Consider the following 24287-nt stretch of genomic DNA (forward strand, 5'->3'; position numbering starts at 1 on the left):
TCTATTTCAAGCGATATTGGTTATGATTTTTTCGAAGGTGTAATCGCTAAATTCAATTCTTTTAGCTGCGCTGGACTTACCGTACTTGGCGCTGCTGTTAATAGGTCGCTTGCGCTTGCTGTTTTTGGGAACGCAATTGTATCACGTAAGTTTGTACGACCTGCAAGCAGCATCACTAAACGGTCTAAACCAAGAGCAATTCCACCGTGTGGAGGCGTTCCGTATTCGAAAGCATCCATTAAGAAACCAAATTGTTCTTTTGCTTCTTCTTCAGAGAAACCAAGTGCTTTGAACATACGTTCTTGAACATCGCGTTCAAAAATACGCAGAGATCCACCGCCAAGCTCATAACCATTCAAGACAATGTCATACGCTTGAGCGCGTACTTCTTGTGGCGCACTTTCCAATTTATCTAAGTCTTCACGGAATGGCATTGTGAATGGATGATGTGCTGCTGTATAGCGTTTTTCATCTTCATTGTACTCAAGAAGCGGCCAATCTGTTACCCAAAGGAAGTTGAATGCAGATTCGTCAATTAAGCCGCGTTCTTTCGCAAGCTTCACGCGAAGAGCCCCAAGTGTGTCCGCTACAATGCTTTTCTTATCGGCACAGAACATGATAATATCGCCAACTTCAGCTTTCACAGTTTGGATTAACGCTTCTTCAAGTTCACCAAAGAATTTAGCGATTGGTCCTTTTAAACCGTCTTCTTCAACTTTTAACCAAGCAAGACCTTTAGCACCGTAAATGGCTGCAAATTCTGCGTAAGCATCCATTTCTTTACGAGAGTAGTCCGCAGCTCCGCCTTTGACTACGATTGCTTTTACTTGGCCGCCTTTTTCAAGAGCACCTGTAAATACTTTTAAGCTGCTTTGTTTCGCCACTTCAGCAATATCAATAAGTTCCATACCGAAGCGAGTATCCGGTTTATCTGAACCATAACGATTCATCGCATCATCATATGTGATACGAGGGAATGGAAGTGTCACATCTAAGCCTTTTACTTCTTTCATCACTTTAGCCATCATGTTTTCTGTCATAGACATAATGTCTTCTTGGCTCATGAAGCTTGTCTCAATATCAATTTGTGTAAATTCAGGTTGTCTATCAGCTCGTAAATCTTCATCACGGAAACAACGAGCTACTTGATAGTAACGTTCAAATCCAGATACCATCAATAATTGTTTAAATAATTGCGGTGATTGCGGCAGGGCATAGAATTCCCCTTCATGAACACGACTCGGTACTAAGTAATCGCGTGCTCCTTCTGGTGTACTTTTTGTTAAAATTGGTGTTTCAATGTCTAGGAATCCTTCGCTATCTAAATAGTTGCGGATTGCTTTTGTCGCTTTATGGCGCATGTTTAATGTTTCAAACATCGCTGGACGACGTAAATCTAAATAACGATATTTCAAACGAACATCTTCAGAGACATCCGTATTTCCATCGATAGCAAATGGAGGAGTTTTCGCTTCGTTAATAATCGTAATATTTTCAACTTGTACTTCAATTGTACCTGTTGCAATATTTGGATTTACCGTTGTTTCATCACGTTTTACAACCGTTCCTTGCACATCAAGAACGTATTCGTTACGAACTTTCTCAGCAATCGCTAATGCTTCAGCCGATACATCTGGATTAAACACAATTTGAACAACGCCTGTACGGTCACGTAGATCAATAAAAATTAATCCACCTAAATCACGTCGCTTTTGAGCCCATCCTTTTAATGTTACTTTTTCACCAATTGCTGTTTCTAAAACTTCTCCACAGAAGTATGATCTACCAAACATCTTAGTTCCTCCTTAAGCTTGTAGCTTCTTAAATTGTTCAATAAATGTTGCTAAGTCTAATTCAACTTGCTCGCCTGTTGCCATGTTTTTAAGGTTGATTTTGTTATTTGCTAACTCATCATCCCCAAGTACGGCGACATATCTTGCTTCTAGTCGGTCAGCCGATTTAAATTGTGCCTTTACTTTACGGTCTAAATAATCTTTTTCAACAGTAAAACCAGAATTACGCAATTGGTAAGCAAGCTTCACCGTATAATCACGCGCAGCATCTCCTAAGGAAACAAAATAGCAGTCAATGCCTTGTTCAATAGGAAGTTCAACGTTCTCTGCTTGTAAAGCCGCAATTAAACGCTCAATACTAAGAGCAAAACCAATACCCGGTGTTTCTGGACCGCCTAAACTTTCAGCAAGACCGTTATAGCGCCCGCCTCCAGCTAGCGTTGTAATCGCTCCAAAGCCTTCCGCTTCACTCATAATCTCAAATGCCGTGTGATTATAATAATCTAAACCACGTACAAGCGTTGGATCTTCGACAAATTCAATCTCTAAATCTGTCAAATGTTGTTTCACCTTATCAAAATACGTACGTGATTCTTCATTTAAATAATCAATAATCGATGGAGCCGTTTTCATTAACTCATGATCATGATCTTTTTTGCAATCTAAAATGCGAAGCGGGTTCTTTTGCAAGCGATTTTGACAATCGCTGCAAAACTCACCAATGCGTGGTTCAAAATGATTAATTAACGCATTTCGGTGAGCGATTCGACTTTCGCTATCACCTAAACTATTAATGACAAGCTTTAGTTTTTTCAAACCTAACTCTTGATAAAGGCTCATCGCTAATGCCAGCACTTCTGCATCGATAGCTGGGTCTTTGCTGCCTAAAGCTTCAATTCCGAATTGAACAAATTGACGGAAGCGACCCGCTTGTGGACGCTCATATCGAAACATTTGTCCAATATAATAAAGCTTAACCGGTTGTGATGGATGACCAAACATTTTATTTTCAATATAAGAACGAACAACAGACGCCGTTCCTTCTGGACGCAGCGTTAAGTCCCTTCCACCGCGATCTTGAAACGTATACATTTCCTTTTGCACGATGTCTGTTGTATCACCTACACCGCGTAAGAACAGTTCCGTATGCTCGAAAATCGGTGTGCGAATTTCTTTATATTGATAGCGGCGACAAAGCTCGCGCGCTGTATTCTCAATGTATTGCCAGATTTCCGTTTGGCCCGGCAGTAAATCCTGCGTACCTCGTGGAATTTGAATACCCATTGCGTTCCCTCCATTCTTATTTGCCCATACAAAAAACTCTCATCCCTTGTAACTCAATCGCTACAAGGGACGAGAGTTGAATATCCCGTGGTGCCACCCTAGTTGAAGCACGTAATAAGTGCCTCCTCTTTTAAGCAGTTAACGCCTGCCTACGTTCATCTCCTACTAAAGAATGCTTGTTCAGAGCGAAACCTACAGAGTGTTCTTTCATTAAGGCATCATGTGGAATGCTCTCAGCCTAAGGCATTTCCTCTCTTTCCATGTGTATCTTAACTACTTTTCTCCATCATTGGTTGTTGCAGTAATATGTATGATATTCTATAATCATACGGACGTTGTCTTCAATTGTCAAGACTCGCTCGACAAATTTCGCTTTACCGTAAATGCTTTTTTAGATTTTTAATTGTCCGAACATTCACGCCAAATTCAGACGCTAATTCAATTAAATTAGCGCTTTGCTCTTTTTGAATAAAATCGTGAAAGTCGACTCCGGTTAATTGATTGGAACCAGTTAAACTCGTTTGCCCTTTCTCACTAAATTTCATAAACGAACCCCCTCCTCATTTAGTCATAGTATTTCCTACTAGAGGGTTTTTTAAAATATTGAAATGTTACATATAAACAAAATTTTATCTAAGAGGAGGCATTGAGCTCATTGAAACAAAAATGGACCATACTTACTCTCGCTTTACTTATCATATTCATTGCTTTTCCGCATGCATACGCCTTTAGTGAGCAGCAAAAAATTACTGCAACATCCAATAGCGTCAATGTGCGCGCTGGAGCAGGACTTAGCTTTCCTGTCATCGGTCAATTAACAAAAGGAGAAGAACACGTTGTTATAAAAGAGGAAGGCGATTGGATTCAAATTAAATTATCAGCAGCCAAAACAGGTTGGGTTGCCAATTGGCTTGTAGAAAAAACAGAAGCAGTGAACCAAACAACGGAGCAAGGTACCATCATCGGAGACTCTGTTCGCATTCGTACTGGACCTGGAACATCCTTTCAAACGATTGGTTCACTATCTCACGGTACAGCAGTCAGCATCACCATAACAGACAACGAGAATTGGCTCGAAATCAAAACCGATCATGTACAAGGCTGGGTAGCTAAGCAATATGTTCAACTTTCTGCCACCGGGCAAACTAAAAAAGCAAAAGAATCGAAAGCAAAAGCAGAAGAACTATATACGGGCTTAGTAAACGTTGATCAATTAAATGTACGCTTACAACCATCTACGAGCGGAGCACTTTTAGGCAAATTAGCAAAAAACAGCGAAGTGACCGTTTATCAGGAAGAAGGAAGTTGGGTGCAAATTGACTTTCAAAATCAAAAAGGCTGGGTTTTAAAGCAATATATTCAAACAAAAGATACAGCATCGAGCGGTGCAACGGCAAAAGTATTAGCCCCAAACCTAGCCGTTCATAAAGAGGCCTCGTTAACGAGCAGCTTATTAGGTGAAGTCAAAAAAAATGAAAGTTATCCTATTATAAAAGAAAAAGGATACCTAACACAAATTCAGTTTAATTCGACAAAAAAAGGGTGGGTAGCTAATTGGTTTTTAGAAAAAGAAGAACCGCCAGCACTCTCTTCTGAAAAAAAGAAAGTAACGAACGGCACAATTTCCATTATGTACGATGATACATTGATTCGAGAAAAACCAACTGCGAATTCAGCCATCCTTAAACAAACAAAAGAAGGAGATACCTTCTCGGTTACAGGTCTTGAAGACGATTGGTATAAAGTAAAATGGAAGAGCGGAAAAACAGGCTATGTAGCGGGCTGGATGGTCAGCATAGATGGCCATAACGAACAAGTTACCCGCCCTGGTGTAGAAAAATATTTAAAAGATAAGGTCATTATTATTGACCCTGGTCATGGCGGACGTGATGGCGGAACAATCGGCCTGCGAGGCACACTTGAAAAGCATTTAACAAGTCGCACAGCTAAGCTGCTATACGATAAGCTGCATGCAGCCGGAGCCGATGTCATCTTAACAAGAAGTACAGATACATATGTGCCGCTTCCCTCTCGCGTAAGCATCTCTCATATTCACAATGCAGATGCTTTTATTAGCCTGCATTATGATAGCACGGTAAATCTTGCAACGAGCGGCATCACGACCTATTATTATCATGGATATCAACAAGCTTTAGCCTCATCCATTAATTACTCGCTCGCCTCAGCCTTACAAGTTGAAAACCGCGGGCAGCGCCTTGGAAATTATCATGTGCTAAGGGAAAATAAACGAGCAGCAGCACTAGTCGAACTCGGCTATTTAAGTAACCCTGCTGATGAGTTAATTGTCACAACAAATGACTACCAAGAAAACGTCACATCAGCAATCTACAACGGACTTGCTCGATATTTCAAATAAGGCTATGTTACTAGCTATAATGAATCTACTAGTAAACAACAAAAAAAATCCCTATTAGGGATTTTTTTTGTTACTTACTTTCTAATATTAAGGTGACAGGCCCATCATTTGTAAGCTGAACATCCATCATTGCACCGAATTGCCCGGTTTCAGTATGGACGCCTCGCTTACGAAGTTCCTCATTAAATCGTTCATACAACACCTCGGCCTCTTCCGGACGTGCTGCATCCATAAAGTTTGGACGACGACCTTTGCGACAATCACCATATAGCGTAAATTGAGAGACAGAAAGAATAGAGCCACCAACATCAAGAAGCGAGTGATTCATTTTTCCATCCTCATCTTCAAAAATTCGTAAATTCACAATTTTTTCAGCTAAATAAGCAGCGTCTTCTGCTGTATCACCATGAGTGACACCCACTAGCAAAACAAGACCTCTTTCAATTTCACCAATTGTTTCTCCAGCTACTACTACTTTAGCCGCCTTTGATCGTTGTAATACTACGCGCATGAATAAAACTCCTTAATTCATCATCCTTCTTACAGAATAGACATCTGGAATTTGCTTAATCCGTTCGACGACTTTCTGTAAATGAGCCAGATTAAAAATATAAATGGACATATGAATCGTCGCTACTTTATTACGATCTGATTTTCCTGAAACAGCCGAAATATTTGTTTTTGTTTCATTTACCGCCTGTAATACTTCATTCAATAAGCCTCGACGATCATAACCGCTTATTTCAATTTCCACTGTATATTCTTTTCGATCATTCGCAATACTTTCCCATTCAACCGGAATAAGGCGATTTTCATCTTCGCTTACATCTAGGTTTGTACAGTCTTTTCGATGAACTGAAACACCGCGCCCTTTTGTAATATAACCAACAATTTCATCACCCGGCACCGGGTTACAACAACGAGAAACACGAATTAATAAATTATCAATTCCTGGTACACGTACACCTGATTCACGCTTTTTACTCATTGGGAACGATTTCAATTCAGAAACCGCATTTTTAATATCCGGCTCTTGTTCACGTTCCTTTTGTTTGCGTAATTTTTCCGTTAAGCGATTAGCTACTTGTAAAGCGGTTATACCATTATAGCCGACAGCAGCAAACAGATCATCGACATTAATAATATTAAACTTCTCCGCTACTCTCTTTAAATTATCCGGCATAAGAATTTCTTTTGGATCAAACTCCATCGCCCTAATCTCTTTTTCAACAAGCTCTTTTCCTTTTTCGATATTTTCTTCGCGGCGTTGCTTTTTGAAAAAGGCTCGAATTTTATTCTTCGCTTGTGAAGTTTGCGTTAATTTTAACCAGTCTTGACTCGGGCCATATGAATGCTTAGATGTTAAAATTTCAATAATATCGCCCGTTTTTAATTTACAGTCTAGCGGAACCATTTTCCCATTTACTTTGGCACCGATTGTTTTGTTACCGATTTCCGAGTGAATTCGGTAAGCAAAGTCAATTGGATTGGAACCAGCCGGTAATTCAATTACGTCACCCTTTGGAGTAAAAACGAACACCATGTCCGAAAATAAGTCAATTTTCAGCGATTCCATAAATTCCTCAGCATTTGTAGCATCATCCTGAAATTCAAGAATTTCTCGGAACCATGTAAGCTTATCCTCAAGTGATGGCTGATTGCTTGCATCTTTTCCTTCTTTATAAGCCCAGTGAGCCGCAACACCAAATTCAGCAATTCGATGCATCTCACTCGTCCGAATTTGGACTTCTAACGGATCACCTTTTGGTCCAATCACCGTTGTATGCAAAGATTGATACATATTTGGCTTTGGCATAGCAATATAATCTTTGAAGCGCCCCGGCATTGGTTTCCAACATGTATGAATAATTCCAAGTACGGCATAGCAATCTTTAATGCTGTTGACAACAACACGAACGGCCAACAAATCATAAATTTCACTAAATTGCTTATTTTGCATCACCATTTTACGATAAATGCTATAAATATGTTTTGGTCTTCCTGAAATATCCGCCTTAATGTTCACAGCACCAACATTGTCTCGAACTTCATTAATAACCTCTTGAAGATACTGCTCACGCTCAGCACGCTTTCGCTTCATTAAATTAACAATGCGATAATATTGCTGTGGATTTAAGTAGCGAAGCGCTGTATCCTCAAGCTCCCATCTAATCGTACTAATTCCAAGTCGATGAGCAAGCGGAGCAAAAATTTCTAATGTTTCATTCGAAATTCTACGCTGTTTTTCCTGCGGCAAGTGCTTTAATGTCCGCATGTTATGCAAGCGATCCGCAAGCTTAATTAAAATAACCCGAATATCTTGAGCCATAGCAACAAACATTTTGCGATGGTTTTCTGCCTGCTGTTCTTGCTGAGATTTATATTTAATTTTTCCGAGTTTTGTTACACCATCAACGAGCATCGCAACTTCAGCACTGAAGTGTTCCTCAAGGTCCTTCAGCGTCACTTCGGTATCTTCCACAACATCGTGCAAAAACCCCGCTGCAATCGTCGCTGGATCCATTTCAAGATCCGCTAGAATTCCAGCTACTTGAATCGGATGAATAATATAAGGCTCACCCGATTTACGATATTGCTCACGATGAGCATACTCAGCATATTTGTATGCTTTATAAACAAATTCAGCTTCCTCGGGCTGAAGATACCGGCTCGCTATTTCGACAACCTGCTCGGCAGTCAATATTTGATCATTAGCCATGAAATCACCTTAACCCCACTTTAACTGCCACCGGTATCTTATTGTCTCTATTTATACTAATACACCGGATTGAGTATAATTAATCATATCTATTAGTCTTTATTCAAAACACGACAATTTTTGCAGAAAAAAAACATTATTGTTACTATTATCGAAAAAAAAAGGGAGGATGTAAAGAGAATTCCTTGTATTTTTCTTAATAACCGGCCATTTTTTATTAAGCAGCCTTGTAAAAAAGAGCATTCTATTCCAAGAATGCTCTTTCTTCATTATTAATATGTCATTAATGTTAAGACATCGTAACCGTTTAGTTTATCTCTGCCATCTAAATCGCTTAACTCGATTAAAAAGGCAATCCCTGCAACTACTCCGCCTAATTCTTCCACAAGTTTAATTGTTGCTTCGATTGTGCCTCCTGTTGCCAGCAAGTCATCGGTGATTAACACACGCTGTCCCGGCTTAATCGCATCTTTATGAATCGTTAGTACATCTTTCCCATACTCTAATCCATACTCGACTTTCACAGTTTCTCGTGGAAGTTTCCCTTCTTTACGTACCGGTGCAAAACCAACCTCTAATGCATAAGCAACTGGGCATCCGATAATGAAGCCACGTGCTTCCGGTCCAACGACTAAATCAATCTTTTTATCACGTGCATATTCTACAATTTGATCTGTTGCATATTTATAGGCTTGACCATTATCCATTAACGTCGTGATATCTTTGAAAATAATTCCTTTTTTCGGCCAATCTGGCACAATTGTTACAAATTGCTTTAAATCCATTGCTTTGTTTCCTCCTCAAGGTCTATTACCTCTTGAATTAATTCTTGATTGAACCAATCGAATAATTGCTGATAGGAAGAATAAACAAGCTCTTTTTCAAGCTCAAATTGCTCTTTCTTTCGTTGATACGATATTGAATCAGTTAGTTCGCGTTTTTTCGCATTGGTTTTAAGCATAATTAATCCATTATCTATTGTAACAAAATCTAATTCAAAAAACACCTTAGAAATAAAATCAATTGTATTTCGGGACCAACCACGGTATGCAGCAAGGTCATCTCCATATCTTCCTAAATCAAGCGGCCCTTTTTTCGCTAAAAATGCATAAAACCATTTAAAATGGTCCCGAGTTGGCATCGTACTTAAGAAATGATCTTGTTGATGAAAAAAGTGAGCATAAATTCGCTCTGGCTGTTGATTACGAATAAGTTTCTGTAAAATTTCGCGAGACACTGGCAAGTCCATCAATACTAAATAGCTATTAATTCCTTCTACCCTGTCTACATCCTGCTCCGTTTGAATCAACATCACATCTGGATAATCTTGCAAAAACGGATACTGTTTCATCGTCTCGGTCGAAAAAATAATGATTTTTCGTTTCGTTGGCAAAATCTCCGTTAACCACTTTTCCACTTGACCTTTACCACGATAATCAAATAGCTGCCAATGATCAACAGCAATATCTTTCACAAAAATTTGCGGCTTTTTCATATTATTCCACTCATTAATAGAAAGTTCTCCAATAACGGACACTTTGGCATGCGGAGCAATATGATCAGCATAATGTCCTAAGCCAAATCCAACCCCATCAAGCTGCTTATCTTCCTCCGCAAACTGGAACTTTAAATGATTTTGATTGGCACCGATTTTCCGAATGCCTGCAAGCTGAACAGAATCAAGTAAAACTTTCGGTTTAGGATTGCTGACACCAAATGGAGCTAATAAGCTCATTTCCTCAATTGTTTGAATGGAAGCCTCTTCAATATGTACGGCTCCATCTAGACTCACTACAGGAATAAAATCTTCTGCTGTTAATTGTTCGGCCGCCAATTGATTTAAACGCATGCGCAATTCGGGCACATCATCAATTTGTAACGTCATTCCAGCTGCCATTGGATGACCTCCGAAATGAGGTAATAATTCGCGACAAGTAGATAAATTCCGAAATAAATCAAATCCAGCAATACTGCGTGCTGATCCTTTTGCTAAACCTTTTTCTCGATCATAACTTAGAACGATTGTCGGTCGATAATAACGCTCAACAAGCTTTGAAGCGACAATCCCTACAATGCCTGAATTCCATCCCTCTTTCCCGACAACCAGCACTTGATTGTTAGCGAGTGGATAATGTTCTTCTACTTCACGAACCGCTTCCTCTACTGCTTCCGCTACAATTGCTTGACGCTCTTTATTAAGCTCATTAATTTCTTCTGAAAGCTCGGCTGCCTCTAGCAAATCTTCCGCCATTAATAAATCAACAGCAGGATCGGCAGGACCTAAACGTCCGGCTGCATTTAAACGCGGCGCCAAAGAAAACCCAATCGATTCTTCCGTTAACGAACCTTGCTCAATATTCGCTACTTTCATTAAAGAAACAAGACCTGGTCTTCTCGTCTGGCGCATCTTTTCAATTCCTTTTGCAGCAATCAAACGATTTTCACCAAGCAACGGTACTAAATCGGCAATCGTTCCAATTGCAGCAATTTCTAGCAGGTCTTCCGGAAGTTCTCCAAGCAGGGCATGTGCAAGCTTGAATGCTACCCCAACTCCAGCTAATTCTTTAAACGGATAGCTGCTATCTTCTAACTTTGGATGAATGATAGCAAATGCTTCTGGAAGCTCTGGTCCTGGTTCATGATGATCTGTCACAATATAATCCATCCCAAGCTCACGGGCAAGCGCTGCTTCTGCTACGGCAGCAATTCCTGTATCAACGGTAATTAATAGCTGCACACCTTCACTAGCAGCAAGGCGAAAAGCCATCTCATTCGGCCCATATCCTTCTGTAAAACGATTGGGAATATAGAAATCCACGTGAGCGCCTAATCTTTTTAGCGTTGTCATCATCACCGTTGTCGATGTGACACCATCCGCATCATAATCACCGAATATGCGAATTTTCTCGCCACGATGAATGGCCTCTTGTATACGATGAACGGTTTTGTCCATATCCTTTAATAGAAACGGGTCATGAAACGTTTGTTTTTTTACATATAAAAAAGATCGAGCAGCTTCGACATCATCTAAGCCTCGATTAACTAATAGCGTTGCTACTAGAGGTGTAATATGAAGCTGTTCCACTAGCGCAGTAATTTTATTTGAATCAGCGGCTTGTACATTCCACCGCGTTTTTGGCTTTAACATGAATTCACCCCTCAATTTATTCATTATACAAAAAAGAGAGGAGCAGTTTCAATTTTAATTTCACCCTTAAAAGGAGCGCCTCTTATTTGCCAATTCCAAAAAAGAGACTGACATATTGTCAGTCTCTCCATTCAAAAGCTTATACTTGTCCTTCTAAGCTTTCTCTTTTCACTTTTTCTGTTTTTAACGTACCTTTTTGCTTTAATTCTTTCGCCTTCAAATCTAGCCAGAATTGAGAAGCGATGTATAGAGAAGAGTACACACCACAAACCATCCCAATGAATAGCGCAATCGAGAAGTTACGGATGGATTCGCTGCCGAAAATCATTAAAGCGATAATCGTTACAAGAACCGTTAATACCGTGTTAATCGATCTTGTTAATGTTTGACGAATACTGATATTTACAATTTCTTCGAGTTCTTCCACCGTTTTAATTTTCTTCTTCTTACGTAAATTTTCGCGGATTCGGTCAAAGGTAACAATTGTATCGTTAATCGAGTACCCAACGATTGTTAAAATCGCGGCAATAAACGTAATGTCTACTTCTAATCGCAGAACGCTGAAAAGCGTAATGACAAAAAAGGCGTCATGTATTAAAGCAACAACAGATGGTACAGCCATTCTCCACTCAAATCGTACAGAAACATATAAAATGATTCCAAGTGAGGCAATGACTACAGCAATTAACGCATTTTTCGCTAACTCTTTACCAACGGTTGGTGAAACCGTACTAACATTTGGCTCAACACCAAAATCCTTACTGAAATGATCCTTCAATTCAGCAATTTCTTCTTTATCTAGAACACCGATTACACGAACGACACCAATTTCATTATTTGTACCCGCGAAATTAATATCCTTCACTTCAATATCCAGCTTGTTCATTTCTGTTTCAATTTGCTGCGTTGTTAATGGTTTATCTCCGCCAATTTCAATGCGTGTTCCACTTGTAAAATCAATACCAAGATTTAACTTAAATACAAACAAAAAGATAATCCCAATAATCGTAATTGCTGTTGAAATACCATAAAACACTTTTCTATGCTTAACAAAGTCAATACGATCAAATCGTGTTCTTAAATCGACTAAATCAAGCTTTTCTGATAACTGATGAACATCTTTCTTTCTTACTCCAAACCAGCCCGGACGCTTATCAAAGATGCCGCTTTTTACCCATAAGCCTAAGAAAAGTCGTGTACCGTAAACAGCAGTGATGAAACTCATTAGAATCGAAATAATTAACGTTGTAGCAAACCCTTTAACAGAGCTTGTCCCAATAATGAATAAAACGGCTGCCGCAAGCAACGTCGTTAAATTCGCATCAAAAATCGTAGCTAGCGAGTTTTTGTTTCCTTCCGCAAAAGCTGCTTTTACAGAACGACCTAATTTCAATTCATCCTTAATTCGCTCATAGCCAATAATATTTGCATCCACGGCCATCCCAACTCCGAGCACTAATGCTGCAATTCCCGGAAGCGTTAAGACGGCGTTCATCCAGTCAAACACAAGCAGTGTTAAGTAGATATAGATTGATAATGTCACAATTGCGATAAAACCTGGGAAGCGATAGTAGAATAGCATGAATAAGAAAATCAACGCAATCCCGAGAATACCAGCATAAATGGTTTTGTTAAGCGCTTCTTCTCCAAACTGTGCACCTACAGACGTTGAGTATACTTCTTTTAAATCAACAGGAAGAGCACCTGCATTTAATAGACTTGCCAGTTCTTTTGCTTCTTCTACTGTAAATTGACCTGTTATATATACTGTATTCGTATTAAATACTTCACTCACTTGTGGTGCAGAAATCATATTATCTTGTGATTCTACTTTCGCGAATGAATCTTTGCCTTCTTCAAAGTCTAACCAAATTGCCAAGACGTTTGTTCCTGGCTCCATTTGTGAAATCTTTTGTGTAATTTCTTTAAACTTTTTGGAATCTTTTAACGTAATTTCGACAACTGGTTTATTATCTTGGAATGTTTGTTTAGCACCGCCTTCTTTTAAATCGGCACCTGTCATCATTTCCTTATCGTTGAAATCACGGAATGATAGTTTAGCCTGAGTCGATAAAATTTTACGAGCGTTATTTTGATCCGTTACACCAGCTAATTGAACGCGGATGCGATCCTTGCCCTCAATCTGAATATTCGGCTCACTAACCCCAAGCACGTTGATACGTCTTTCAAGTGCACCTTGCGTACTCGTTAATACGGACTCCGTAACTTTCCCGCCATCAAGCGGTTTTACTTCGTAAAGCACTTCAAAACCACCTTGAAGGTCTAGTCCCAATTTAATATTATTGAGAATGTCTTTGGACGTTGTACCTATTGCTGAAAAAATAACGATAGCAATAAGGAAAAACGCCACAATCCTGCTTCTTTTTACCATTATGTAGTAGGCCCCTTTCTATAACATGCCTATGACCTTGTTGTTGTATTGCTTATTCGAATCACATTCGAAAGAAGTGTCTGAGTTACCGCGAGTACTACCTTTTCACCAGAAAAATACATAACCATAAGTATTATGATTCAATTTTAATCGACTGTCAATTTTTTAGAAGAGCCGCTCTTCTATATGCATTTTAATCACGTAACAAATCTTTCAATTCCTCTGATGACAAAGGTTCAAAAAGGCTCGGTGCTTTATAAGCAGCAATCATTTGAAACGTCATAAATTGATTGCTTGAAAGAGCTAAAATATCGGCTACAATTTCATGAATACGGATCGTTTCTTGCGGACGCTTCCATGTTTTGTCCGTTAAGTAGCTCCAAATGTCCTCTTCTTTCACCGCATGTAATCCGAGCATTCTAAACTCTTCCCGCTTGCTTTTTAAAGCTGGCTTTACCTTAATGTAGTATCGTTGATAAGGATGATTCTGTGTCATCGCTTTTCCCCCATCGAAGAAAGATTATTTGTATTTAACGCAAACACTTTTGTCATGCTTTGTCCAAGTCACTGCATATAGTTAATTGTATAATATGACAGCTTGTTTGAGAAGGCAGGGATTGTAAGCAATGTCAAAATTCTTAAAAGGAACATTAATTTTAATCGCAGCTAGCTTAATTACAAGGATACTCGGATTTATTAACCGAATTGTTATCGCCCGTTTTATCGGGGAAGAAGGGGTCGGGTTATATATGATGGCACTCCCGACATTATTTCTTGTTATTGCGATTACTCAATTTGGACTTCCAGTTGCCATTTCTAAATTTGTTGCTGAAGCACATGCACGGGGTGATGAGCGAAAAGTAAAAAAAATTCTTGTCGTTTCCCTCGCCTGTACTTTTTCGTTATCCATGATTTTCACACCACTGTTAATTATACTGGCTCCTATACTTTCTGAAACTTTATTTACAGATCAACGTACGATTTGGCCTTTACTAGCTATCGCCCCTGTCGTACCAATTATTGCGATTTCTTCTGTTCTGCGCGGTTATTTTCAAGGCAAACAAAATATGAAACCTTTTGCCCTTTCTCAACTGATTGAACAAATAGTAAGAATCACCTTTATTGCAGTCTTAACGAAAACCTTTTTACCTTATGGCATTGAATATGCGGCGGCAGGAGCCATGTTAGCATCCATTATCGGAGAGCTCGCCTCCCTACTTTACTTACTGCGTGCCTTTAAATTGAAAAAACACTTTAAATTACGTAAAGGCTTTTTTAAGATGGCTCACTCAGGCAAAGACACGTTTACCGAATTAATGGGCATCGCCGTTCCGACAACGGGCAGTCGAATGATTGGTTCTTTTGCTTGGTTTTTAGAACCGATTGTAGTCGCTCAAAGTTTAGCGATTGCTGGTGTAGCTACAGCTGTCGCTACTAAGCAATACGGGGAGTTAACCGGATACGCCTTGCCCTTATTAATGCTTCCTTCCTTCCTTACATCTTCCCTTGCTACATCACTTGTTCCAGCAGTAAGTGAGGCAAAGTCAATTGGAAATATGAAATTAATTGAACATCGATTGCAACAAACATTAAATATTACCTTCAGCACGGGTTGTTTAGCGGTTATTGCTCTTTATGTGTTTGCCGAACCGCTTTTAGAGCTGATGTACGGCTCCTCAAACGCTGCGGTTTTTATTAAATTTCTCGCACCTTTTTTTGTTATGTTCTATTTTCAAATTCCTTTACAAGCTATGCTTCAAGCATTAAATTTAGCGCGGGCGGCGATGATTAATAGTTTGATTGGTGCCATCGTTAAAATTGTCGTGATCTTCTTATTAGCAACAAAAGAGAGTTTTGGCATTATGGGAGCAGCCATGGGGATTGCTGTCGGAACAGTGCTCGTAACCTTTTTACATTTCTCAACCGTCTTAAAAGTCGTTCCGTTCACCATTCATGTTCGCAGCTATTGTTCTGCTCTGCTCATTGGTCTCATCTCAGGTGCCGGCGGTTATTATATGTTCTATTATCTTTTAACTAATTTCTCGATTAGTACCCGATTACTAAGTTCACTGACTATTCTTCTGATTACGTATATTGTACTGATGCTTGCTACTGGCAGCATTAAAAAGAGTGACCTACAGCGCATTCCGCGAATTGGACCTTTTCTAGCCCGTTTTGCATGGCGCCCTTAACTGTCACTTTGATCAATATACAGCGTTCCGTTCTTATAGCTACATAAGGATATTTTCTTTATATCTTCATAGCCCCGTTTCTTTAATTGCTGACGGAGCCAAAACTGATTTTGCCCAATATGTCGGAGGCTATCCTCTTGTACTTCGCCATCTATAATCAGGGGAAATGCAGCCTCCTTATGTTGGGAAACTTCCTTATTTTCTCGTTTAATAACAGAAAGCTTACCTGTTGTTTCCAAAATGGCAAACTGAACCTCATTGATATCAATAATACCTTTTTCACGAAGCTGCGTTAGTAAATCGTCAAAATTATAGCGTTGCTGGCGCATCGCTTTTTCATCAATCTTTCCATTGCTAATAATAATACTCGGTGCGCCATCTACTAATTTACGAAACTTCGAGCTTTTCAATGACATATACGAAAATAAGAGTTGAATAACCAGCAAAATAAGCATAGGAAAAAGAATTTCTAAAAAAGGTTTGTCCTGTTTTTCAGCTGCAACAACAGCAATGTCCCCTAACATAATAAAAACAACTAAATCCAAAACACTTAACTCACCAATTTCACGCTTACCCATTAAGCGAAAAATAATTAAAATAAGCAAATAACTGATGACTGTCCTTAAAATAATTGTGGCATATAACTCCACATATATGCACTCCCTTAACTTGTAGATAATCCTTCCTTATTAGAATGTGCAAGAATTGGGAAAATATTTTTCCATTTTTTAATCGTTTGGTCTAGGCAAGACTTTCCACGAATATGCTTGTACTAAAAAGGGGGGAACGACAATCGAAACAAAAAGAATGAGCTTCGCCATCCTATACGGTGTTAGCACCATTTTTGTTTTAGCGCTAATTGCCAGTCTTATCTTCTCTACATTACTTCGCTTCACAGCATTAACAGAATCGTCCATAAGTCTCGTTGTAATGATTGTCACATTTTTATCGATTTTCATCGGGGGCTTTGTATCAGGAGGAAAAGGTAGAAAGCAAGGAATCCTACTCGGTGGAGGCACCGGAATTGTCTACTTAGCGATTATTTTATTATTTCAATATTTAGGACATGATTCATTATTTTCTGCAAAGCAATGGGTTTCTTATGGATGCTTCGTTGTGACCGCTACAATGGGAGGGATACTTGGAGTAAATATAAGCAAAGGAGAATAAAGAAACCGAGCGGGAATCCGCTCGGTTTCTTTATTCTTAAGCTTCTGCCTTCTCAGGCACACTTTCAACGACTTCGCGAATAGCTTGTCTGTCAAAAGTTAATTTTGTACCATCTGGTGATTTAATAACCACTTTTAATTCATCAATTGAATCGACTGTTCCATGTAAGCCGCCAATCGTCACCACTTTATCGCCTTTTTTCAAGCTGCTTTGCATTTCTTTAACAGCATTTTGACGTTTCTTTTGTGGACGAATAAGCAAGAAATAGAACAATACAAACATAATTAGTAATGGTGCTAATTGTACTAAACTGTCCATATGTAATCTCCTTTCTACGTAATATGTATGGAATTAGAAGTTTTTCGCATTCGGTTTATTAAAACCATACTGTTCAAAAAACTCTTCCCTAAAGTCTCCAAGACGATCTTCTCTAATAGCTTGTCTGACCTGCTCCATTAAGTTTAACAGAAAATGAAGGTTATGGTAAGTCGTAAGTCGAATTCCGAACGTTTCGTCACACTTAATTAAATGACGGATATAAGCACGACTATAGTTTTGGCAAACATGACAAGTACAGTTTTCATCGAGCGGACCAAAATCACGAGCATATTTCGCATTTTTTACAACAAGTCGACCATTACTTGTCATCAGCGTTCCATTACGCGCAATACGTGTTGGAAGAACACAATCAAACATATCAACTCCGCGAATTGCGCCATCAATTAAGGAGTCAGGAGAACCTACGCCCATTAAATAGCGCGGTTTATCCGCTGGTAATAATGGCGTTGTAAACTCAAGAACACGATTCATAATATCTTTTGGTTCGCCAACCGATAGACCACCAATCGCATAGCCCGGGAAGTCTAAAGATATTAAATCTTGAGCACTTTGCTTACGAAGATGCTCATATTCACCGCCTTGAACAATACCAAATAACCCTTGATCCTGCGGACGCTCATGTGCTTTTAGGCAGCGCTCAGCCCAACGTGATGTACGCTCAACCGATTTTTTCATATACTCTTCTGTTGCAGGGAATGGCGGACATTCATCAAACGCCATCATAATATCAGAGCCCAGCGCATTTTGAATTTCCATCGCTTTTTCAGGGGACAAAAATAATTTATCACCATTCAAATGATTTCGAAAATGAACGCCTTCCTCTTCAATCTTACGAAAATCGCTTAAGCTAAACACTTGGAATCCACCCGAATCTGTTAAAATCGGACGATCCCAATTCATAAATTGATGTAAGCCGCCTGCTTCTTTCACAATATCATGACCTGGACGTAACCACAAATGATATGTATTGCTTAAGATAATGCCTGCCCCCATTTGTTTTAATTCCTCAGGTGACATCGTTTTTACAGTAGCCATCGTTCCAACCGGCATAAATGCTGGTGTTTCAAAAGAACCATGAGGTGTATGAACAATTCCAAGTCTTGCCCCTGTTTGTTTACATGTTTTAATATGTTCGTATCGTATTGCTGTCAACTCATATAACTCCTTTCAAGAGCCATTCACTCTTATTTAATAAACATTGCATCTCCAAAACTAAAGAACCTGTATTTTTCTTCCACAGCTATATTATAGGCATGAAGCACGTTCTCTCGACCAGCGAGCGCACTAATCAGCATAATTAACGTAGATTTAGGCAGATGGAAATTGGTAATCATAGCGTCAATTCCTTTAAATTCATAGCCGGGATAAATAAAAATACTTGTCCAACCACTTTCTTCTTTAAACACGCCATTATGACGAGAAGCAATCGTTTCCAGTGTTCTCGTTGAAGTGGTTCCAACTGTAATAATGCGTCCGCCATTCGCTTTCACTTCATTTAACAGATGAGCCGTATCCGCTGTCATTTGATAAAATTCTGAGTGCATATCATGGTCATCAATATCCTCGACATTTACCGGACGAAATGTACCAAGGCCAACATGAAGCGTAATAAAGGCAATATGAACGCCCATCTCCTTCACCTTCGCTAACAGCTCTTTCGTAAAATGAAGTCCGGCTGTTGGCGCTGCTGCTGAACCACGTTCTCGTGCATATACCGTCTGATAACGGTCTTGGTCATCCAGTTGCTCTTTAATATAAGGAGGTAATGGCATTTCCCCTAATTCCTCAAGCACTTCATAAAAAATCCCATCATACTGAAATCGTAACATGCGTCCACCGTGCTCAAGTACACCTGTGCAAACAGCCTTTAATTTCCCATCTCCAAAGACAATCGTTGAGCCTTCTTTAATTCGTTTCGCTGGTTTCACAAGCGTTTCCCATTCATCATCTTGCTGCTGTTTTAATAACAGCACTTCTATATTAGCACCCGTATCTTCCTTGCTTCCATGCAGGCGCGCAGGCAGTACCTTCGTATCATTTAATACTAAGCAGTCGCCTGGCTGCAGATACTCTGTAATATGTTTGAATACATCGTGCTGTATGTCTCCCGTCTCTTTATCTAACACCATCAGTCTGCTTGCTTCCCTATTTTCCAATGGGACTTGAGCAATCAATTCCTCCGGCAAATGAAAATCAAATAAATCTAATTTCACTTCTTCCACTTCCTCATAAGTTCAATCTTGAAGTATCTTTCATACTTAGGCTATGTTACTTCATTATGTTAATTCATGCGCTTTTTCGGGACTGTTCGACTGTTCATATGGAATCTTTGTTTTTAGATAAGCAAAAAAACACCACAGTATGTAACAGAGCCATTATTTAAACCTTCCAATAACATAAAAAATCGCCGATAAAATCAAGCTGACAATAATCGACGTGACAATCGGAAAATAAAACGTTGTATTCTCTTTTTTAATGACAATATCACCTGGAAGTTTACCAAGATTAATAAATTTCATCGCAAAGCCAATAATAAAAAGAATAACACCAAGAGTCATCAAAATCTTAGGTAGCCCTGTCATTTCGGCACCTCCATTTGAAAATGCTCATATACAAGAGGTGTGGCTATTCGACCACGAGGGGTTCTCTGTAAGAAACCAATTTGTAATAAATACGGTTCATATACATCTTCAATCGTGTGAGCTTCTTCTCCGATTGTCGCCGCAATCGTTTCTAGCCCTACTGGTCCACCGCGGAATTTTTCTATAATTCCTCTTAGAAGCTTATGATCAATATGATCAAGGCCTAGGCGATCAACTTGTAAAAGCTCTAAAGCATAGTCAGCTAGTTCCTTTGTAATTGTACCATCCCCACGCACTTGAGCAAAATCTCGTACTCTTCGAAGCAAGCGATTGGCAATTCGAGGCGTACCGCGTGATCTTCTCGCGATTTCCCCTGCAGCTTGCACATCCATTTCTGTATCCATAATAACCGACGTTCGCATGACGATATCTGTTAATTGATACTCCGTATAATATTCTAAGCGACTCAATACACCAAAGCGATCACGTAACGGGGCCGATAAAGCACCGGCTCTTGTCGTAGCTCCAACTAAAGTAAAAGGCGGAAGGTCAATCCGTATTGAACGCGCCTCAGGTCCTTTCCCAATAACAATATCAAGACAAAAATCCTCCATAGCAGGGTACAATACCTCTTCTACAGCACGCGGCAAACGATGAATTTCATCAATAAATAACACATCTCCTGGTTCAAGCGCACTTAGGATCGCTGCCAAATCACCAGGCCTTTCGATAGCTGGTCCAGATGTTGTACGAATATTTACGCCCATTTCATTCGCAATAATAACCGCTAATGTCGTTTTCCCAAGACCCGGTGGTCCATATAATAGTACATGATCGAGTGTTTCTTCACGCATCCGTGCGGCTTCAATAAACACACTTAAATTCGCCTTGACCTTATCTTGGCCAATATATTGCTGTAATGTTTGTGGTCGCAAGCTCTGTTCAAAGGACAGTTCGTTCGAATCAACCTCCTGATTCACTATTCTCTCCTCCATTACGCCACCCCTTATCTTAACATCATTTGTAATGCTTTTTTAATATATTGCTCCGTTGTGAATGTCTCTGCACCAAGCTGCTTTGCTACTTTTTGTACTTCTTTATCCGAATAACCTAATGCCTTTAAGGCAAGAATGGCTTCATCTAGTTCCGTTGACTTCGTTTCTATGCGCTCACTCGGTTCATGAAATAAACTCGGAAAAGCATCGGGAATAATATGTTCCAGTTTCCCTTTTAAGTCCAAAATCATTTGGCGTGCTGTTTTCTTCCCAACACCTGGGAACTTCACAAGAAATGATTCATCCTCCTGCTCAATAGCCTGAACCACTTGATCAACTTGACCAGATGCTAAAATAGCAAGCGCCCCTTTCGGACCAATTCCCGTTACACCTAAGAGTTTCATAAATAACGCCTTTTCTTGACGTGTTTGAAATCCGTAAAGTGCAATTAAATCTTCTCGAACATACTGATATAAATAAATTTGAATTTCTTTTTTTAATTGATTGGAAAAAACAAAAGGATTTGGTGTAACAACCTGATACCCAATTCCCCCATTTTCTACCACTATGTATTCCGGTCCAATATAGTCGACCATTCCTTTTAAATAATCATACAAATCTCTTCTCTCCCCGATTTTGCTGTATCTCTCATTGTACCATAGATTGAGGAATTTACGGAAGGAAGAATCTATTATCCTAATGAGCGGAGTTAGAAGGCATCGAATATACTCTATATTCCTTGATTAAGTTAGTAAATTGCTCCTTACTGATAATCGGAATACCTTGCTGTAATTCCTCTTGTTGATAGGCCTCAAGCTTTCCAACATCCAATTGAAAGAAAGTATGAATCACTTTTTCATACTCTGGTTTTCCATTAAAAATAGACAACGTTCCATCTTCTGTCATGCCGAAATAACCGTTCGCTTTAAGCAAAGGAGAAATATCATTTTCGAATTTATGCAGTACAAGATGTTCTTTTGTCTGTTCAACAATTTGCCACTCTCGATATTTTTTTTGAAACTGAGCCATCGACCCAATGACTTCCATTACTTTTTCTTCGCTCAGCTCTCCATCTAAATATTCGCGTTGAAGAATAACCTTTGTTTCAACAGGCTGGTACTCTTGAATCGATCGTTCTGCTGATCCCTTCCAGACGAAGGAAAAAAACAGGAACATGAAACAAGCTAGAATTCGTATTATCATAACCCTCACCTCTTGCGGTAGCTGCTTTTTTTATTAGTGTGACCGAATACAAGCTTTTTAACCAAAGGCTATGTTACTGAATATTGTTTAACAAAGGTAAACAAAAAAGGACTGACTCCAAGATTGAAGTCAGTTCATGTTAATTACCTAAGATGATCTTCGTGAATGTCCAGATTATCGAATAAATCATCTGCATCTAAAATTACGCCGTCTGTCGGACCTCCATCACGTAAATTGTTGTCAAGTGTCATCGTGCGGTAATATACCCCTGTATCTGTTGTTACATGAAGAGTTCGACCTTTAACAAGTGGCTGTACTTGTTCGATAATAACATTCTTAATCGCTCTTGATTGTGCATAACTATCAAGTAAAACCGTTACAAGTACATCCTTTTGCATCACAATTGCCCGAGTATCCTTCACATTTGGAATAGAATTAACCTGACGATTAATACGATCGACGAGATTACCTTCATAAGAATTATAGTATGAAGACTTTGCATGAAGTGGTTTACTGGCGTGACCATGATAGTTACGGTCTCTTTCACTGTAGCTATCATTGCCATTGCGTAAACCATCTTCCGCAGCATCTAACATCGGTACTTCATTATTTATATTTCGAACAAGCTGATCTTTTTCCGTTGACTGATAGCCCGTTCGGTTAAGGAAGTTTTCATTTTCTGTTGCTTGTTGGTTATTACAGCCGCTTAGTCCCATCACTACTGCTAGGCATAAGGGTCCTATCGATAATTTCTGTCGCAATAACAACCCCCCTTTGATTACTCATTTATAGCATTGATAACAAGGGGGGATTTTACTCTGTTAGTTATTGCCCTATTTAGAAACGAGCTGCGCCAACTGCTTATTCAACTCCATTCGTTTCTCAAAATCTTCCACCGTTATTTTCCACACATGATCTAAACGAAAACGTGTTTTAAATAAAAGATTCCACTCACGAAAAATATCAGACGGATAAGCAAGGGCATACAAAAAAGCTGGATTTTTTTTATATGCTGCAATTTGCGGATACTTCCAAACCTCCTTAGACGGGTCATCTAAATGAGGTAAAATCCGATTCGCATACTGTAAATAATCTATCATACGCGGAGCTTTAGCAATTAAGTCAAAATCAATTAAAGCCAGTGTCCCATCTTCCTTACGCAGAAAATTATGGTGGGCACAGTCGCCATGAATAATCGTATCGGCTTCTTGATCTATCTCCTTTTGATAAGTCTCTAAACCCTTTAAAGACCACTCTGCCCAAGCAATCCATTCTTCTAAAATGGACTCTGGAATATGCTCGCGAATATATGATGCATTTTGTCGGAATAAAGCTAAGCGATCTCTCCATTTATTTAATTGATTATAAACGGGAAGTGATGGCAATGAAATCTGGTCAGCGCTGTTATGAAATGCTTCTAACAGTTGCGCTCCTTCTATTCGATTAGACTCATTAGCAAAATTGAATTTATTGGCACTTGGCGGCAAAAATTCAATAAAACTGTACCACATACCATCTAGCCGAAATGGTTCTGGCTCACTGTACATACTATACGTACGGTCAAAACCTATTTGTTTTAATAAAAAGGTCAATACTTGCTGCCGATACCATTTTTCACGACTAGTAAAGCCCTTTAAAATAAGGGGAGGATGATTTTTAAAGGTAAGTAAATACACATTCCCTTGAAGCCGTTTCATTCTCTCGGGTCTGCTTTTTAACGTTTTAATTTTAGAAAGAAGGCGATTTTTAAAACTATAATTCCGACTAAAAGTCATCGCTTTCCTCAGCATACGTTGGCATACCGAATGTCTCAGGTGCACGAACCCCACCGAATTGATCTGGAATAAAAGGTCCTGGCTGACCGCCAAAGTGTCCTGGTACATTCATGCCCGGCTGTCCACCAAATGGAATAGTCACATATGGATTATCTTGTTGCTCTGCTGGATTCTCTCGTTGAATATTTTTATATTGACCTTGCATATGCTTTGGCTGAGCATACATGTTCGAAAATGGCTGTTGATAAGGCGACTGTGTTTGAGTTCCCGTAAATGGTTGCTGGGACGACGGCGACCCTTGGGTGCCTGGCTGTTGTT

At 39.4% G+C, this 24287-nt stretch carries 22 protein-coding genes, 1 pseudogene and 1 other annotated feature; of the genes and pseudogenes, 3 read left to right on the top strand and 20 right to left on the bottom strand.

The features are described 5' to 3' along the window. Positions 1–20: 20 nt before the first annotated feature. From aspS to D1953_RS21280, 3 genes are all read right to left on the bottom strand, one after another. Positions 21–1793 carry an aspartate--tRNA ligase gene (gene aspS, locus D1953_RS12180; RefSeq protein WP_119117464.1) on the bottom strand — a complete coding sequence of 591 codons (1773 nt, stop codon included), beginning with the start codon at positions 1791–1793 and terminating at the stop codon, positions 21–23. Positions 1794–1805: 12 nt separating this feature from the next. Further along, on the bottom strand, positions 1806–3077 hold the full coding sequence (gene hisS, locus D1953_RS12185) for a histidine--tRNA ligase (protein ID WP_119117465.1): 1272 nt from the start codon (positions 3075–3077) through the stop codon (positions 1806–1808). A gap of 62 nt (positions 3078–3139) precedes the next feature. Then, positions 3140–3376 (bottom strand) — a binding site (T-box leader). Positions 3377–3451: 75 nt separating this feature from the next. Continuing rightward, positions 3452–3622: a hypothetical protein gene (locus D1953_RS21280; protein WP_182480593.1), complete on the bottom strand. Its 171-nt coding sequence runs from the start codon at positions 3620–3622 to the stop codon at positions 3452–3454. A gap of 110 nt (positions 3623–3732) precedes the next feature. On the opposite strand from D1953_RS21280, the gene D1953_RS12190 reads away from it, so the two are divergent. Then, complete coding sequence (locus D1953_RS12190; RefSeq protein ID WP_182480594.1) at positions 3733–5454, top strand: N-acetylmuramoyl-L-alanine amidase family protein; 1722 nt, start codon at positions 3733–3735, stop codon at positions 5452–5454. A 70-nt stretch (positions 5455–5524) separates the two neighbouring features. Here D1953_RS12190 and dtd read toward each other — a convergent pair whose 3' ends face one another. The 6 genes from dtd to D1953_RS12220 all read right to left on the bottom strand — a co-directional run bounded on the left by dtd (position 5525) and on the right by D1953_RS12220 (position 14209). Beyond that, complete coding sequence (dtd, locus tag D1953_RS12195) at positions 5525–5965, bottom strand: D-aminoacyl-tRNA deacylase (RefSeq protein WP_119117467.1); 441 nt, start codon at positions 5963–5965, stop codon at positions 5525–5527. 12 nt (positions 5966–5977) lie between these two features. Then, complete coding sequence (locus D1953_RS12200) at positions 5978–8173, bottom strand: RelA/SpoT family protein (RefSeq protein ID WP_119117468.1); 2196 nt, start codon at positions 8171–8173, stop codon at positions 5978–5980. Between the two features lie 272 nt (positions 8174–8445). After that, a complete protein-coding gene (locus D1953_RS12205; protein WP_119117469.1) occupies positions 8446–8958 on the bottom strand; it encodes an adenine phosphoribosyltransferase in 513 nt (170 codons plus the stop codon). Continuing rightward, the gene (gene recJ, locus D1953_RS12210; protein WP_119117470.1) at positions 8949–11321 is read right to left on the bottom strand and encodes a single-stranded-DNA-specific exonuclease RecJ; all 2373 of its coding nucleotides are present in this window, start codon (positions 11319–11321) and stop codon (positions 8949–8951) included. The genes D1953_RS12205 and recJ overlap by 10 nt, the downstream gene beginning before the upstream one ends. A 139-nt stretch (positions 11322–11460) precedes the next feature. Next, complete coding sequence (gene secDF, locus D1953_RS12215; protein ID WP_119117471.1) at positions 11461–13713, bottom strand: protein translocase subunit SecDF; 2253 nt, start codon at positions 13711–13713, stop codon at positions 11461–11463. A 193-nt stretch (positions 13714–13906) separates the two neighbouring features. Beyond that, entirely contained in the window at positions 13907–14209 is a 303-nt protein-coding gene (locus D1953_RS12220) for a post-transcriptional regulator (protein WP_119117472.1), read from the bottom strand. Positions 14210–14339: 130 nt separating this feature from the next. Between D1953_RS12220 and spoVB the strand changes: the two genes are divergently transcribed. Continuing rightward, positions 14340–15905, top strand: coding sequence for a stage V sporulation protein B (spoVB, locus tag D1953_RS12225; protein WP_119117473.1), 1566 nt, complete (start codon positions 14340–14342; stop codon positions 15903–15905). Here spoVB and D1953_RS12230 read toward each other — a convergent pair. Next, positions 15902–16555 (bottom strand): DUF421 domain-containing protein, encoded by a 654-nt coding sequence (locus D1953_RS12230; protein WP_245980094.1) that lies wholly within the window; start codon positions 16553–16555, stop codon positions 15902–15904. The two genes, spoVB and D1953_RS12230, sit on opposite strands and share 4 nt — an antisense overlap. A gap of 157 nt (positions 16556–16712) precedes the next feature. Here D1953_RS12230 and D1953_RS12235 point away from each other — a divergent pair, with 157 nt between their 5' ends. Beyond that, positions 16713–17075: a TIGR04086 family membrane protein gene (locus tag D1953_RS12235; RefSeq protein WP_119117474.1), complete on the top strand. Its 363-nt coding sequence runs from the start codon at positions 16713–16715 to the stop codon at positions 17073–17075. A 36-nt stretch (positions 17076–17111) separates the two neighbouring features. Here D1953_RS12235 and yajC read toward each other — a convergent pair whose 3' ends face one another. The 10 genes and pseudogenes from yajC to D1953_RS21285 all read right to left on the bottom strand — a co-directional run. Beyond that, on the bottom strand, positions 17112–17393 hold the full coding sequence (gene yajC, locus D1953_RS12240; RefSeq protein ID WP_119117475.1) for a preprotein translocase subunit YajC: 282 nt from the start codon (positions 17391–17393) through the stop codon (positions 17112–17114). A 33-nt stretch (positions 17394–17426) separates the two neighbouring features. Next, the gene (gene tgt, locus D1953_RS12245; RefSeq protein ID WP_119117476.1) at positions 17427–18566 is read right to left on the bottom strand and encodes a tRNA guanosine(34) transglycosylase Tgt; all 1140 of its coding nucleotides are present in this window, start codon (positions 18564–18566) and stop codon (positions 17427–17429) included. Positions 18567–18598: 32 nt separating this feature from the next. Continuing rightward, the gene (gene queA, locus D1953_RS12250) at positions 18599–19627 is read right to left on the bottom strand and encodes a tRNA preQ1(34) S-adenosylmethionine ribosyltransferase-isomerase QueA (RefSeq protein WP_119117477.1); all 1029 of its coding nucleotides are present in this window, start codon (positions 19625–19627) and stop codon (positions 18599–18601) included. 162 nt (positions 19628–19789) lie between these two features. Further along, positions 19790–19996, bottom strand: a complete 207-nt coding sequence (locus D1953_RS12255) for a DUF2905 domain-containing protein (RefSeq protein WP_119117478.1) — start codon at positions 19994–19996, stop codon at positions 19790–19792. Then, on the bottom strand, positions 19993–20991 hold the full coding sequence (gene ruvB / locus D1953_RS12260) for a Holliday junction branch migration DNA helicase RuvB (RefSeq protein WP_119117479.1): 999 nt from the start codon (positions 20989–20991) through the stop codon (positions 19993–19995). Before ruvB ends, D1953_RS12255 begins: the two co-directional genes overlap by 4 nt. An 11-nt stretch (positions 20992–21002) precedes the next feature. Then, positions 21003–21608 carry a Holliday junction branch migration protein RuvA gene (gene ruvA, locus D1953_RS12265; protein ID WP_119117480.1) on the bottom strand — a complete coding sequence of 202 codons (606 nt, stop codon included), beginning with the start codon at positions 21606–21608 and terminating at the stop codon, positions 21003–21005. Between the two features lie 79 nt (positions 21609–21687). Further along, on the bottom strand, positions 21688–22194 hold the full coding sequence (locus tag D1953_RS12270) for a BofC C-terminal domain-containing protein (RefSeq protein WP_245980097.1): 507 nt from the start codon (positions 22192–22194) through the stop codon (positions 21688–21690). A gap of 143 nt (positions 22195–22337) precedes the next feature. Then, entirely contained in the window at positions 22338–22955 is a 618-nt protein-coding gene (locus D1953_RS12275) for a YhcN/YlaJ family sporulation lipoprotein (protein WP_119117481.1), read from the bottom strand. Between the two features lie 72 nt (positions 22956–23027). Beyond that, complete coding sequence (locus tag D1953_RS12280) at positions 23028–23891, bottom strand: phosphotransferase (protein ID WP_182480595.1); 864 nt, start codon at positions 23889–23891, stop codon at positions 23028–23030. A 67-nt stretch (positions 23892–23958) separates the two neighbouring features. Continuing rightward, positions 23959–24287: pseudogene (locus tag D1953_RS21285) on the bottom strand (hypothetical protein); the annotation flags it as partial.

Source organism: Peribacillus asahii (genome assembly GCF_003570725.1).
GTDB classification, from domain to species: Bacteria; Bacillota; Bacilli; order Bacillales; family DSM-1321; genus Peribacillus; species Peribacillus asahii.